The following is a 14021-nucleotide window of genomic DNA, read 5'->3' as shown; positions in this document are numbered from 1 at the left end:
CAGTGTGACTAAGTGGCGTCCGCACCCAATTTAATGTGTGTGTTTTTACAGGTGCAATATGAATTTAAGCGGTATGCCACAAGCAGATTTACAAAGCATTAATGTTGATGTGCCAGGCAATGGCTATTACCCGACATTAAGCACGGCTTATTTTATAGAGCACTACGCCGTTGCCCAAGAATACGCCAGCAAAAGTGAGCTGCTTGTTGAAAAGCTAAAGCGCGCACAGACCGAGGTAAACCAAGAACTAGTAAGCGCTGTGCTTACTAACGGCACACCATTAAACGGACAACAAATAATTTTTTATAACGATGCAGTGTATAGCAAAGCCAAAGCTAATTTATTGGTATCCAAGCTTGGCAGTACACACCGTGAAAACGCAACAGCACAGTCGCAATCAGCCATTGATAACTTTGAACACTGGCAACGCGAAAGCATAAACGCCATGCGCTTACTGCAAGCACTAAGCCCTAATTTATCGGTAGAGCTGTTATGAGCAAAAGCAAAATTGAAAAGCTTAAACAGCATTTAGTGAGTGTTGAATACCAAGGCCGTAAGCTGGCGCTTAATACCCAGTTTGACAGCTGGATAGAAGGCGGGCGCATAGAGCCAAGTAGTAAAACAATGAATGGTAACGGGTTATTGGCAGCGCGGTTTTATTACTCAGGGGTTATAAGCATTAATCCATGCTTTGCGCCGGCTGCGTTAATTTGTGCCTTTGCATCGTTTTGGTTGCAAAACAACGGCGGGCGTTATGACAGCACCGATATTGAATTTAGCGCCGATGTAAATGACGACAACAGCAATGAAGTCGAGCTGACTATTAACCAGCTTTGCGAAGACATAGAGCTAATACAAACAGACAATGGCCCCTTTGAATTAAACGGTAACCGTTACGACTTTGGCGAGCAAAGCCTATGGGTTGCTGAATCATTTTTACTGCAAGGCACTGTAAGCCGTGCTTAACGTTAAATTTGACGAAGGGCGCAGCAAAGACCAATTAGCGTTTTTACAACTTAAGCCTAATAAGCGGCGCAATATATTACGTCGTGTTATTCGAACAACGAATAAAAGCAGTAAAGAGCGGATCACCAAGCAAACGGATTTAGCAGGCAAAACATGGCAAGGCAGAGCAAGTGGTAAAAAAAAGAAAATGCTCACTAAGCTTAAAAAGTTTATGAAGGTTCGCCACAGTGCAAACGACGCCAGTGTTTATTTTTCAGGGGGCAACAGCGGAAAAATAGCCCGCGCCCACCAAGAGGGAATAAGCCTAGATGCAGGCAAGCCAAAAGGTAAAGCGGCTCAAAATAAAGAAGGGCCAGCCACGCGAAATTTAGCCAGGGCATTAATAGCCGAGGGTTACAAAATACCGCGTCGTAAAGGCAAGGGCAGTAAACGCCCAAGCATTAAATGGATAACAGAGAACTTAAGCATTAACCAAGCAGGGTTTTTACTTCGCGATTTAAAGGGCAGCTCAAGTAAGAGTACATGGCAAATTGACTTGCCGGCCCGCTCATTTTTAGGGCAAACGCAGGGCGAAGAAAAGCAGCAAATGAATTTTATTTTAAACCAGGCTATGCACGTTGCGTAGCGCAAAGCAAAAGGAACGATCATGGCACAAGGTAAAGTAACCGTTGCCGCCATACAAACAGGCAGTGGCGCTACGAAACAGATTGAACGCAGTGTGTTGTTTATCGGTCAAGCGAGTGAGAACAACGGCAAAATTTTATCTATTAATGCACAAAGTGATTTTGATGTTGAGTTCGGCGCCGCCGACTCCCCACTAAAAACACAAGTAAAAGCATGGCAACGCAACGGTGATGACTTAGTGAGTGGTTATGCCATCCCGCATGGCGCAGGCGATAACGTAATGGCCCTTATTGATAAAGCAATGGATCAGGATGTTAGCCCTGAAATTATTGTTATTTGTACGCCAGTTACAGGCAAAGCCGACATTGAAAGCTACCAAGGGAAAGCGCTTGAGATTTTATCGAGCCTTGCTCGTCGTGTTCGCTTTTTACTTGCGGCACCTGGCTTAACGGCTGAGCAAAGTTGGCCTGATTTAGTGACTTCATTGCAACCGTTAACCGATGGCGTAGTAGGCGATCGTGTGGCTGTTATCCCGCTTTTATTCGGTGACGAACTAGGCGCAGTAACAGGGCGTTTATGTAAAAGCGCAGTCACTATTGCTGATAGCCCAATGCGTGTGCTTACGGGGGCAATGTCATTGATGCCACACCCAGAAGATGCCGCCGGCAACCCCTTAACCAATTCAACCACGGCGGCACTTGATGCGCTGCGTTTTAGTTGTACACAGTTTTATGCTGATTTTGATGGTACGTATTTTGGCGATGTAAACATGCTGGACGCTGAAGGCGGTGATTTTCAAAAAATTGAAATTGGCCGCATTGTTGATATGGCTGCACGTGCTGTGCGCATTATTGGAATTCAAAACGTTAAAAATCGTCGCTTAAACAACAGCAGCACCGGGATTGAATTTGGTAAACGCATTATGGGTAAACCGCTGCGCGACATGGCACGCTCTATCAATATTGGTGCCGATAAGTTCCCTGGTTTAATTCGCGCACCAAAAGACGACAGTATCAACCTAACGTTTATGAATGCGACCACCTTACAAGTCGTACTTAAAGTTAAACCAATCGATTCACCCAACACCATCATTGTTGGGATCATGTTAGATAACGCAGAGTAGGAGCGCAAACATGCAAAAAGTACTAGGCGGTAAAGACTTCGATATCTTCATTGGTGATTCGATGGTTCATGTTATGGAAGCGACTTGCAAAATTACGGATGGGCGCACCGTTAAAAAAGTGCGCGGTATTCCAAAGGGCTTTATTGATGGCGATGTTGAAGGCGAAGTAACACTAAAGCTTGATCATGAAAATTGGTTAATCGTGCAAGCGCAAGCTGAAAAAGCAGGCAGTTGGAAAGGTATTGAACCGTTCGATATTGCGTTTAATGCAGAAGTAGCTGCAGGTAAAAAGAACGTTGAAGCGTTTGGTTGCCTGCCGCAGCTGGACGAAATTTTAAACATTAAAGCCGATGGTGGCGAAGAAGACACCACATCAATCAAGTGTCCAATTACTAGCCCTGATTTTGTCAAAATTAACGGTGTGCCATACCTAACTGACGATGAAGTGAGAGATTTGTAATGACTAAAGCCATTCGCACACTAACTGCCACAACATTACTAAGCACCCTGCAAGCATGTGGGCATAAAGTATTTGAGGGTGAATTAAACCTAAACATTATAGGCATTCGTCATACAAACACCCGCGCCAACACGTTTAACGATGCAATTTGCGTGTTGTATCAGCAAAACAGCGAATGGCAGTTAAAGCAGTATAAAGCCACAACAGATGCCGGTATTTACTGGCGTAAAAACCCAATGAACATAGACGGCACAGCGGTGCTAGTTGCAGGGCAGCATAAAAGCTTATGGACGTTGGGTTATCACCAGGGCAAGTATCGCGCCCTTGTACAGCATAAACCGGTTGTTGTTCTACGTGACAACAACAAAGACACCGAGTTAGACACGGACGTCACACCCCAAGCAGAGCTACAGCAAGGTTACTTTGGTATTAATTGCCACCGTGCAAACAGCAAAACCACATCAACCCAAGTTGATAAGTGGTCAGCCGGTTGCCAGGTGTTTGCAAATCCCAATGACTTTGATGAATTTATTGCTTTGTGCGAGCAATCAGCAGCTAAGTACGGCCCTTATTTTACCTACACACTGCTAGAACAAGCAGATATTAAAGAGAGTATTGATCATGGCGTTTGAGAAAAAAATCACATTAGAAACCCCCGTTGGCGAAATCACATTTAATGTAAATGGCGCCGACTACAACAAATACATTAACTCGACTCAGCCAAATAATAAGGTGCAGCCAGCAACTAATTTTTTATTAAACACAGTGGTTGAAGCCGACGCTAAAAAGCTCAAAGAGCTGGTACAGCAACCGGGTGCAGCGTTATTTTTAGTGGGTGCAATTGTTGAAGAATACCAACCTGAGTTTAATTTTACGGTAAAAAAATCGAAAGCCGAGCCAAGCAAATAGGCAAAAGCAGGCTCGATCAGTTACTGGCATATCACGCTAAGTATTTTGGCAACCAACCAGTAACTGACGAGAGCTTGGCGCAGGCGCTTTACCTTGAAACATCACAGCAAGAAAACTTTGTAACCGCCGTAAATAACGGTATTTGCACAGCATTAGGCGGCGAGTAATTAATGGCAACACTCAGCAAATTAGACAAGCTTACTTATTCAATCGGGATCATCGATAAGGTGACGGGTCCGGTTAATAAAGTGATGGCTAAAATTAATCAGCTGAGTCAGCAAACCGCCGCTGCACAAGATCAAATGATGCGCGGCGCAACCACGGCCGTGGGTGGCGGTTACGCCCTTGCTAAATCGCTCGCGCCTGCAATTGACCACGTTGCTGCTTTGGGCGAGGTGCAATCACTGGGCGTTACCGACGACGCCTTGCAACAACTGACTAAAACAGCCTATAAGTTTGGTTTTCAATTTGGAGGTAACTCGGCCGAGTTCGTCCGCAGTGCTTACGATATTCAATCAGCTATTGCCGGCTTAAATGGGTTTGAGCTATCTGAATTTACCAAAACGTCAAACATACTAGCGGTAGCAACCAAAGCCGACGCAGCCACTATTACCAGCTATATGGGCACCATGTATGGCATCTTCGAAAAGACCGCCAATAAAATGGGCAAAGCGAATTGGGTAAATCAAATCGCAGGGCAAACCGCCACCGCCGTACAGCTTTACAAAACCACCGGTGCAGAAATGCAAGCCGCGTTTTCAAACCTTGGGGCGACCGCGACAAACATTGGCTTAAGTTCAGCTCAACAATTCGCGTTAGTGGGTGAACTACAACTGGTTGCTAAATCAGGCTCTGTGGCTGGCACGCAAGCGGCCTCATTATTACAAGGCATTGGTAAAGCACAAGATGCATTAGGCATAAAATTAACCACAGATAACGGCGACATGCTAGCAATAGACGTAGTGCTGGGGCGTATTAATAACCGCTTATCCTCACTGGGTTCTGTAGCGCGTGGCGATGTACTCACTCAAATATTTGGTAAGCAAGGTGCAAAAGCCGTTGATGTATTGAGTACCAAAGTCGATAAACTAAAAGACGGCATCACCGTCTTTGAAAACGTGCAAGACAGCTCCAAAGCAATCGAAATGGCCAATATTATTGCCAGCCCTTGGGATAGATTAGGCGGTTCGTTTAATGCGGCCGCTACGGCAATGGGCAGTCGTTTACTACCCGTTGTGGAACCCTTTATAGAATTACTCTCGGCAGGCTTTGCGGGTATTGTCTCGTTAACTGAGCGCTTTCCGATTTTATCCAGTGTGATTGCAACACTTGTAGTGGGTATTGTGGCGCTTATCTCTATTTATGGCGTGGTCATGTTCATGATGGGCCTTTACAAAATGGCGCTGATAACAAGTGGTGCGCTCACTATGGGTTTAACAGTGATAACTAAATTATGGCAAGGCGCACTTATTGCGTTGCGTGTATTGGGTTTTTTATCACTCATTGCAACGATGGGCGCGGCGGCCATTGCCATGGGTACATTTAAAGCAGTTATGCTCGCAGGCCAAGCGGCTACATGGTTGTTTAATGCAGCGCTTTGGGCAAACCCAATTACGTGGGTAGTAGCGGGTGTTATTGCGCTCATCGCGGCGGTTGGTGCGCTTATCTATTACTGGGATGACTTAGTGGCTGCGTTTCAAAATACCGCATGGGGAAAAGTATTAATGGCGGTGTTTGATAGTGTGAAAGCGGCCTTTAATGGGGTGATTGATAGCGTAAAATGGGTGCTCGAAAAGCTCGGTCTGATTGACGATACCGAGGCAAAAATAAAAACAGAAGCGACCTCAACACACGAAAACATTAACCGTGCTCAGCCTAGCAATTTAGTCATGCAAAATGCAGATCAAGCGTTCAGCCGCGACTACGGCCAAGCTGTGATCAACAAAGCTGCCCAAGTACCCGGTAATAAAGCCAGCACCCACTATGCTGCCGTGAATGATGTTACGTATTTGAATCGAACGCAGTTAGACAAAGGTCAAACTAATAACGCTATTAACTCAACATTACAGAGCAGTAATGCCATTGAGCAAACAAATAGTGCGTTGGCACAAACGAACACATTAAATAACCGCAATGTAAGTTCAACTGTGGCGAATAGATTAACCAATATCGCGCCTGTAAACACCGCTATTAATAACAATGCTTCAGCAAACGATGCTGCTTATTTTGCAAGCGCAACAACGCATAGTGTAGTTAACCCAGCATTACAAAGTAGTATTGCTACAAACCAAACAAATAAGGTTTTGGCACAAACCAGCGCAGTAACCATGGTTGCAAGCGATGCTGCTTATTCAACAACGGGCAACATTAATAACAGCGCTACTAACTCAGTATTACAAAGCAGCCCATCTACACATAACGATGTTGGTCACAATGCACAATCAACACAGTTCGTAACACAATCAGCGATAGAAAATGGCAATGCACGCACAGCTAATTATTTTACTAACGCGGCCAATTCACCTGTTTATAGTCAAAAATATGAACAACTCGCCCGCTTTAATCAAGGTGCAGCGCCATTACAACGATTGCCAATGGTCAAAACAGATCAGGCAATTACTAACACAGCGAACGCGTATAGCGTTGAGCAGTTAAATACTGAGCAACAACACACGAATAGCTATAAAGCCAAAGTACAAAAGTCAGCGTTTTTACAAAGCCTAACGAGCAGCACCAGCCAGAGCAGTTCAAGCGAGAGCGATAACAGCAAGCGTGTGCACATAGACAACTTAACGATTAAATCTGACGACTTAGCGCAAAGCTTTGAACAAATGATGGAGCTAGCAAGCTGATGGACTTTGATATTGCACTGCACATAGATTTAGCCGTTGAGGATAATGATTTTGTACTTAATGACTCGCTGACACCCAGTACATTAAGTAAATCGAATGTGGTGGCGCAAGATATAAAGCATCGAATTTTAGAAAGCGGTTTACTCATAAAGCTGATTGGTCTACGCAATAAAAACGGCATAGCGCCCATTTTAACCGAGCTCGAATTACTAACCGAGCAAGACAATCGGATTAAGCCTGGCACTATAAAAGTGTACCGAAATGACGACGGCACATTAAGTATCACCGCGCAAACGCGCCAATACGGGAGCCTACAAAGTGGACTTTAAAACCCTAATGCAAAATGCAGGTTTGCCAATGGATGAGCAAACAGCGCAAGCGCAGTGGCAAGCACAGTTAAAAGAGCAAAACATACAAGTTGCCAATAATTCACCCTTTGGCCCATTTTGGCGAACCGTTGAAGCGTTGCTAACAAAGCCAGTCGTGCAGCTGTTTAATTGGCTAGCAACGCAGCTAATGCCTGACTTATTCATTATGACAGCAAGCCGAGCTGCACTGATTGAACGCCATGGCCCTGCGCGTAATGTGTTTATTCAAGCGGGCGTAAAAGCACAAGGATTATTAACGTTTACACGCGAAAGCGACGAGGGCGAAAGCGCTATTGTGGCAGGAACCGCCGTGGTAACCGATGTGCTAGGCGATAAAGTGTATAAGCTTATACTTTTACAGGATGTGTATTTTGAACAAGGGCAACGTACTGCGTATGCATTGGCTGAAACCCATGAAACCGGTGCAGCTTATAACTTACCCGCAGAGGCTTACCGATACTTTACTGAGCAACAAGAAGGGATCACCGTAACCAACAATGATGATTGGTTAATTAAGCCAGGCTCTGATGACGAAGACACTGAGCATTATCGCCTACGCATTCGTAACGTATTTGGTACTGCTTCCCGCTGGCATATCAATGCTGTTTACAAACAAATTATTGCCAGCTTTGCTGTACCAATAGATAACATTGAAATACTAACCAATGCACCACGTGGACCGGGCACGGCTAATGCGTATATTTACTTAGATGTTGGCCCTGTACCAACAGCACTATTGAGTGCCATTAACCAACATATTCGTACCGCAGGCCACCATGGTTTAGGGGATGACTTTATGGTTTACGCTATGGCAACCAACGGGTTTGATATCACCGCAACCTATAAGTTACATGACAACAGCCACGCTATTCAAGACGACTTAACCACGTTTATACAAGCCGCATTTCGTCAAAATGCAGCGTATGCACCCACACGCGTAACGCATCAAACTGTGTTTAGCATTAGTCAATTAATAACACAGTGCCATGAACAATTTAGTGAGCTGCAGTCAATCAAGTTTGATATTGACGACATAACCGCCGCCAACTGGTTACCGGTACTTACATCATTAACCGTTAACGAGGTGGCAAATGGCTGAAGAAATCTCCACTTGGTTAAACAAAGGCTACGCCGAAAAACTTGTAAAAGCGGCCACAGGCTATTGGGAGCAATCGCGCGACTATGTTATGTGGGCTGTGAACCAAAAAGATGAGTTAAAAAATGAAGAGCCCGTACTAGGGTTCCTGGCATGGGAGCGGCTAACTACCCGACTAGATGATGAACCCATAGAGCTATACAGAAAACGCGTACAGCATGCATTAGTTAATACTATTGACGCTGGCGAAATGGCATCCGTAAGAAGTATTTTCGACCGCTTAGGGTTAGAAGTACTCAATGTACGTGAGCGTATTGATGGGCGAGATTGGGACATTATTGCCATTGATATGTCTGACTCAACGCTTGCAGGCAACAACGATTTATTACCCGAACTTATTCAGCTGTATGGGCGAACGTGTAGGCGCTATGAACTAACCGTGCATAACAAAGCTGATGTATCACTGATCTTAGGATTAACGCACGTACAGTGGGATAGCTGTCACATTGATCACCCACTGCATTTAGCGGCACAAAATAAAGCGCAGCAACAATACAGTTATGGTTTTACTGATTTGCAAAATGAAAGTAGCGAAGCGCCACTGTATGCAGTTACGCACGATGTAAAACACGTATTGCCATTCGAGCAGTTATATCAATTTCTAGGGTGTGACAACCTTGTAAGTAATACACATCCCCAAGCAATCACCACCGATGTACAGCATGTTATTGCCGCACATCATCACTATGGATTTTTAAGTAAAGAGGGCGGTGTAAGTATCGCCAAGGAGCCACTATGACCCAAGCGATCACCGGCATTATGACCAACGCCGGCAAAAGTTACATCACAACCCGCGCGCTGCAAAACTCAGGGCTCGATGTTAAAGAATTAGTGTTAGCAAACATTCCTAATTTAAATGAAAGCGCAGAGCGTAACCCCAATGAAAGCATGCCTAGCACACTGCAAATTGTGTATAGGCGCAATATTGATACGTCAGGCTATGTTGATTCAAATACCGTGGCATGGGCTGTCATACTTGAGCAGGACGTTGGCGACTTCGACTACAACTGGATTGGATTAGTAACACAAGACGGTACTTTGCTAGCGATTGATTACTTGCCATTACAACGCAAGCGCCAGGGCGTAAACAATGTACACAACCGCTCGTTTGTATTGAAGTTTGCAGCGGCTGCGGCATTAGCGCGGATCACCATCCCTGCACAATCGTGGATGTTTGATTACAGCCCACAAATAGACCAAATAAAAAGTACATTAGTTAGTTTAGCGGTAAGTCAAATTAATACTATGACGCGCCATATTAAGAAAATATATAAGGAAAACCAGTTATGAGTGAAGCATTACTCGGTAGAGCCATAGATGCTTGTGAAGCATTAACAGATACAGTAGAAGGTCATACCGGAAAAATCAATCAGACATTAGAAGCTGCAATTACAGCATTAAATTCTAAGACTGACAAGTTCGAGAGTTATTTACCAAGGATATGCATTACAAATAATCCATTCTTAGACTTTGACTCGGAAACACAGTTACCTATTGGCCTATATATTCATTCTGATGTAACAGTTGAACTTTATGAAACAATCTCCGGTTCACCTTCATTAAGAACGCAAGAGCAACTTAATATATTGGATGATATCGAAGGTGATATGGGGATCGATATTAGAAAAAATGAGTATTATCATCGAGGTTTTAATATCGTTAAATTATCGTGGAATAGTTTAGGGAGCTCGGATTGGTTAGCATTTCCAAGTTTTATTGGTGAATACGCAAGCTCGTTACCCACTCAAAATAAATTTACTATTGGTGCATTCGTTAAAGTTCTTTCTGGAGAAATTACAGGTTATTGGGGGACTGGGGCTGATCGAGGAATATGGCACTTTGGTAGAAGTTCGATTAATCCTAGCGATGCTTTTGGCCGTTACACTCATGCTCATCCATCACGAAAATCTGATGCAGGTGAAATCTTATTAGCGCTGCCTTTTGCAACCACTGGGCATATAGAAAGTGCTAATCATTGGTTCCCACAAATATCAGTCAAGGATTTAAAATGAAAAACTTACCAGAAGATTTACACCCTAAAATTGTATTAAATTTAATAATGGAAGAACGGAAAAAGGCTTATTTTTCCGAATCTGATCCATACTTTATGGAAGCTTTTCGCAAGGATGCCTCCGGCGATTTAGAGGGAGCTGAGATCGCGAGGAAAAGTGCACTTCAAAAAGTAACTGAAATCAAAGCGCGTTATCCATTACTTAATAATGCATAGCATAGCCCTTTGTTATCATCAAACAGCCGCCCCTTGCTCAATGCAAGCGGGCTCGCAGTTACTTGCATTAGCGATCAAGGACGCGTCGCGAACCGATAAACCCACACGCTTTAATAGTTTGCTGCTATCAGTGAGCGCAAATGACCCCGCAGCATTAGCTAGCAAATTAAAAACAATAAACGAATATTGCCCAATACCTGAGTTTATTAGCTGTGCTCAATACGCACAAAGCCAAAGCGCATTAGAGCAAACTCAGCTCGTAACCTATGACGGCCAAAGTATCGAATGGCAAATAAATACATTGCAATACTTAGCGCCAATACGTGAGCAGCTAATAGCTGATGAACTCGCCACAGTAAATAGCAGTGGCCAGCAGTTAATCACCACCATTGACGACGCATTAACCCAAACCGTTGAGCTAAAAAAAGCACGCGACGAGCGACTAAATCAGGCGCAATTTACTGCCCAAAGTAGCGGGGTTGATATGCAATTAATGTCAGCCGTCACAGCAAAGCAGCTAGCCGACTCAGTTGCTAACAAAGGCAATGAGCATCACTATTGGGCATTGTGTTTGTTTGTAGGTGAACCAAGCGAGCTTAATCATATTAAAGAGGTGTTATGAGCATATCGTTAGATGGCTGGAATATCCCTGGGTATGAAACGCGGGTTAATGCTGGTATTAAATTAGCCGGCGGCGATATGTCAGGCATGGGAAGTTTTGCGCTCATTAGCGATCAAGGTGTTAAGCCTGGCATGTTAACTGTGAGCACTAAAATACCGCTTAATGAAGAGGGGGCTTTAGCATTGCTTATTAGCAAAGCGAAATCACTTGATGAAAACGGCGCCCGTATTATTTACACAATTAATAATGCATTGGCAGAGGCTTATAAAATACGTAAAGCCAAATTTGATGGCGAGATAAAAGCTGTAGAACTTGAAGAAAAGCGCGCATGGCAAATCACCTTTAAACTTATTGAAGTACAGTCCGTATCAGAGCGTGAGCAACAACAGCTAGATGGTACAGCAAACCAAAATGCACAGTCGCAAGCGGTCACTTCAAATAACGATGTACAAAGTAAATTTGCAGCGGTGGAGGGGCCATGAGTACCCGCTTATCCGATACGCTAACAATTGGGGGTAAACCAGTAACGAGCGTCGTTACTAAAAGTGTACAACTTGATATAGCCAGCACTGGTCGCGCAAAGTTTGAAATAGTGACAGAGCAAGTGCCAAGCGGATTAGTCGAGCTACATTTAGGTTACACGCTAGATAATATGGTCCCGTATTTTCTCGGCGTTATCGAATCAAAACACCAAGCAAATGGCCGTTGGTATTTAACTTGTCGCGAATTACTCGGCGCATTAAGTTTCACTGCCCCCCTTGCAGTTCGTCATGCAACAATTAAAGCTGTGCTCGATGAGTTAGCGCACGTTGGCGTTGAATTTAACACTCCAAATAACGCCGGCTATTTAAATAAAACGATACCCGCGTTTTACCATAGCGGCACAGGTATTGAAGCGCTAAAGCAAATAGGCAAAGCATGGGGCATTAGTGATTTTATATTTCAACAACGCCCCGATGGCAAAATATTTGTCGGCAGTTGGCACGACTCCCGCTGGCCGCTTGCAGCAATAAACGATTTTCCAGAGCACACAATAACAGCCAAAAGCTCAACAACCGGCGAGCTAATAGCCATTCCAAAATTAAGACCAGGCATAAAGCTAAACGGGCGTCATATTACCGAAGTAACTTTAATCAATAACAGGATGCACATACGATGGTCAAACAAGCCATTAAACGCCTAATACAGCGCTACTTTCCAGAGTTAAACGAGCGTAAACACCTGCCGCAACTTGCACGTATCGAAAAAATATATGACCTACCAAGTGGAGGCGCAGCAATTAGCACCGTATTTAGGCCACTAAAAGCGGCCGACGTACAGCTATTAAACCCGCTCACAAATGAGCCATTACTCGTGCCTGTATTTGAGCAAGTAACACTCGGCACAGGGCAAGCATCCGATCACGGTTTGTTGAATGAACCTATGCCAGGCATGCAGTGCTTAATACAATACATCGATGGCTTAAACAGCCATCCTGTCATCACCAGTTTATTACCATGGCAAAGTTTAGTGCCAGAGCACAAACGTACCGATGTTACGCTACAGCAAAACAGCCGCAGTAAAATACAAGGCCGCGACGGTAACTGGCACACCACAACCGACGGCGATATAACCCAAACCAGCGATACCACAAAAAGAAAATCGCGTAACTGTTTAGAAAATCATCATGAACGCAATACCAATATAGCCACGCACGACATATTAAAAATAGACGGCAACCAAATAACCGAAGTCATGGGCGCCCTAAAAACAGTAGTAGGTGAAAAAGCATTAATTGTAGCTTTAGAAGGGCTGTTACTTGGCAGTAAAAAACAGGTAGACATTGAAGCAATCGGAAACATGAACCTAGCCACACTCAAAACTCTACACGCTAAAGCTACCGAACTAGCAAAGGTCGAAGGAAAAACTGTTTGGTTGGGTGATAGCTCAGTAAACGTGGCTAAAGTACTCCTTGATTTAATAAGCCTAGTAAAAGACATAAATCAAAGCTTAGAAACTCACGGTCATAAAGATCAGGGAGCAGGGCCACCAATTACATCAGCAGAATTTACAGGGCATAAATCAACAGCAAGTGATTTGAAAAGTATATTAAAGCCTATCGTGTCTAATTAATTTTTGGTGCTGAATTTAAATTTTTCTTTAACTGTTTCATCATAGAGTGATGTGTATTCAAACTCTAGAGTCAATTTGGATGTTATTTCGTTCTCAATCTCGTTTTTACTTTGTTGACTTGTTCTGTCATCAAACTGTAATTCCAATATAATTATAGTTTCGCCTTGAGCTATATAACTATTTTGTTTTTGTGTAGAGGTAATTGGTGGTTTTTTGTATGCACAATAAGCCTGAAATTTTTCATTAATTATTTTTTCGAAGTTTTCGTATCCGATGAGTTCATCATCATAAAAAAACTTAAATTCATCTACTTTTGCTGGACCTAAACCTTTGTTGGTTATTGAAAATGTAAAAGCTTCTACATGAAGGTTAATATTACTGCATATTGCAGGTCTTACAGATAGCTCATTGTGCCGTTTATTTGACTTTGATTGCTGCCAAGTAAAGTAGATCGCAATTGTCGCTATAAGTGTTGAAATTAAGGGTAAGGCGAACTTTAGAATTAGATCCATAATCGTGCAATCTCATATTAGAGCGGAGAATAAGAGTTGTGTATATATATGTGTATAAAATATTTTAAATATTATTTTTACGTTTTAAAA

Annotated in this window: 20 protein-coding genes; 19 read left to right on the top strand and 1 reads right to left on the bottom strand. The window is 43.5% G+C overall.

All coding sequences use genetic code 11. The features are described from left to right. Positions 1-58 precede the first annotated feature (58 nt). From I6F48_RS03595 to I6F48_RS03510, 19 genes are read left to right on the top strand one after another with little or no spacing between them, the layout of a single operon-like run. On the top strand, positions 59-496 hold the full coding sequence (locus I6F48_RS03595; RefSeq protein ID WP_197118833.1) for a head completion/stabilization protein: 438 nt from the start codon (positions 59-61) through the stop codon (positions 494-496). Further along, positions 493-966 carry a phage tail protein gene (locus I6F48_RS03590; RefSeq protein ID WP_197118832.1) on the top strand — a complete coding sequence of 158 codons (474 nt, stop codon included), beginning with the start codon at positions 493-495 and terminating at the stop codon, positions 964-966. The genes I6F48_RS03595 and I6F48_RS03590 overlap by 4 nt, the downstream gene beginning before the upstream one ends. Next, positions 959-1591 carry a phage virion morphogenesis protein gene (locus tag I6F48_RS03585; protein WP_197118831.1) on the top strand — a complete coding sequence of 211 codons (633 nt, stop codon included), beginning with the start codon at positions 959-961 and terminating at the stop codon, positions 1589-1591. The genes I6F48_RS03590 and I6F48_RS03585 overlap by 8 nt, the downstream gene beginning before the upstream one ends. 21 nt (positions 1592-1612) lie before the next feature. Further along, the gene (locus I6F48_RS03580) at positions 1613-2713 is read left to right on the top strand and encodes a DUF2586 domain-containing protein (RefSeq protein ID WP_197118830.1); all 1101 of its coding nucleotides are present in this window, start codon (positions 1613-1615) and stop codon (positions 2711-2713) included. Positions 2714-2723: 10 nt separating this feature from the next. Beyond that, positions 2724-3173, top strand: coding sequence for a phage protein (locus I6F48_RS03575; protein ID WP_007378142.1), 450 nt, complete (start codon positions 2724-2726; stop codon positions 3171-3173). Beyond that, a complete protein-coding gene (locus I6F48_RS03570; protein ID WP_008135628.1) occupies positions 3173-3805 on the top strand; it encodes a hypothetical protein in 633 nt (210 codons plus the stop codon). Before I6F48_RS03575 ends, I6F48_RS03570 begins: the two co-directional genes overlap by 1 nt. Then, entirely contained in the window at positions 3795-4082 is a 288-nt protein-coding gene (locus I6F48_RS03565) for a putative phage tail assembly chaperone (RefSeq protein ID WP_007378140.1), read from the top strand. Before I6F48_RS03570 ends, I6F48_RS03565 begins: the two co-directional genes overlap by 11 nt. Continuing rightward, positions 4058-4249: a DUF6890 family protein gene (locus I6F48_RS21530; protein WP_374700022.1), complete on the top strand. Its 192-nt coding sequence runs from the start codon at positions 4058-4060 to the stop codon at positions 4247-4249. The genes I6F48_RS03565 and I6F48_RS21530 overlap by 25 nt, the downstream gene beginning before the upstream one ends. A 3-nt stretch (positions 4250-4252) precedes the next feature. After that, complete coding sequence (locus I6F48_RS03560; RefSeq protein WP_197118829.1) at positions 4253-6934, top strand: phage tail tape measure protein; 2682 nt, start codon at positions 4253-4255, stop codon at positions 6932-6934. Next, positions 6934-7263, top strand: a complete 330-nt coding sequence (locus I6F48_RS03555) for a DUF2590 family protein (protein WP_197118828.1) — start codon at positions 6934-6936, stop codon at positions 7261-7263. The genes I6F48_RS03560 and I6F48_RS03555 overlap by 1 nt, the downstream gene beginning before the upstream one ends. Beyond that, on the top strand, positions 7253-8401 hold the full coding sequence (locus tag I6F48_RS03550; protein WP_197118827.1) for a baseplate J/gp47 family protein: 1149 nt from the start codon (positions 7253-7255) through the stop codon (positions 8399-8401). The genes I6F48_RS03555 and I6F48_RS03550 overlap by 11 nt, the downstream gene beginning before the upstream one ends. Next, positions 8394-9197, top strand: coding sequence for a hypothetical protein (locus tag I6F48_RS03545; RefSeq protein ID WP_197118826.1), 804 nt, complete (start codon positions 8394-8396; stop codon positions 9195-9197). The genes I6F48_RS03550 and I6F48_RS03545 overlap by 8 nt, the downstream gene beginning before the upstream one ends. Then, positions 9194-9748 (top strand): phage tail-collar fiber domain-containing protein, encoded by a 555-nt coding sequence (locus tag I6F48_RS03540; protein WP_197118825.1) that lies wholly within the window; start codon positions 9194-9196, stop codon positions 9746-9748. The genes I6F48_RS03545 and I6F48_RS03540 overlap by 4 nt, the downstream gene beginning before the upstream one ends. Continuing rightward, positions 9745-10470, top strand: coding sequence for a hypothetical protein (locus I6F48_RS03535; protein WP_197118824.1), 726 nt, complete (start codon positions 9745-9747; stop codon positions 10468-10470). Before I6F48_RS03540 ends, I6F48_RS03535 begins: the two co-directional genes overlap by 4 nt. Further along, positions 10467-10685, top strand: coding sequence for a hypothetical protein (locus tag I6F48_RS03530; protein WP_197118823.1), 219 nt, complete (start codon positions 10467-10469; stop codon positions 10683-10685). Before I6F48_RS03535 ends, I6F48_RS03530 begins: the two co-directional genes overlap by 4 nt. After that, entirely contained in the window at positions 10678-11307 is a 630-nt protein-coding gene (locus I6F48_RS03525; protein WP_197118822.1) for a hypothetical protein, read from the top strand. The genes I6F48_RS03530 and I6F48_RS03525 overlap by 8 nt, the downstream gene beginning before the upstream one ends. Further along, on the top strand, positions 11304-11789 hold the full coding sequence (locus I6F48_RS03520; protein WP_197118821.1) for a baseplate complex protein: 486 nt from the start codon (positions 11304-11306) through the stop codon (positions 11787-11789). Before I6F48_RS03525 ends, I6F48_RS03520 begins: the two co-directional genes overlap by 4 nt. Next, on the top strand, positions 11786-12490 hold the full coding sequence (locus tag I6F48_RS03515) for a hypothetical protein (RefSeq protein WP_197118820.1): 705 nt from the start codon (positions 11786-11788) through the stop codon (positions 12488-12490). The genes I6F48_RS03520 and I6F48_RS03515 overlap by 4 nt, the downstream gene beginning before the upstream one ends. After that, positions 12463-13419 (top strand): hypothetical protein, encoded by a 957-nt coding sequence (locus I6F48_RS03510; protein ID WP_197118819.1) that lies wholly within the window; start codon positions 12463-12465, stop codon positions 13417-13419. The genes I6F48_RS03515 and I6F48_RS03510 overlap by 28 nt, the downstream gene beginning before the upstream one ends. On the opposite strand, the gene I6F48_RS03505 is transcribed toward I6F48_RS03510, so the two are convergent. Then, positions 13416-13931 carry a hypothetical protein gene (locus tag I6F48_RS03505; RefSeq protein WP_197118818.1) on the bottom strand — a complete coding sequence of 172 codons (516 nt, stop codon included), beginning with the start codon at positions 13929-13931 and terminating at the stop codon, positions 13416-13418. The genes I6F48_RS03510 and I6F48_RS03505 overlap by 4 nt on opposite strands. Between the last annotated feature and the right edge of the window lie 90 nt (positions 13932-14021).

The sequence above is a fragment of the Pseudoalteromonas sp. SWYJ118 genome (genome assembly GCF_015864505.1).
Taxonomy (GTDB): domain Bacteria; phylum Pseudomonadota; class Gammaproteobacteria; order Enterobacterales; family Alteromonadaceae; genus Pseudoalteromonas; species Pseudoalteromonas arctica.
Note: the sequence above shows the minus strand (reverse complement) of the source record. Positions and strands in the feature narration are given on the sequence as shown.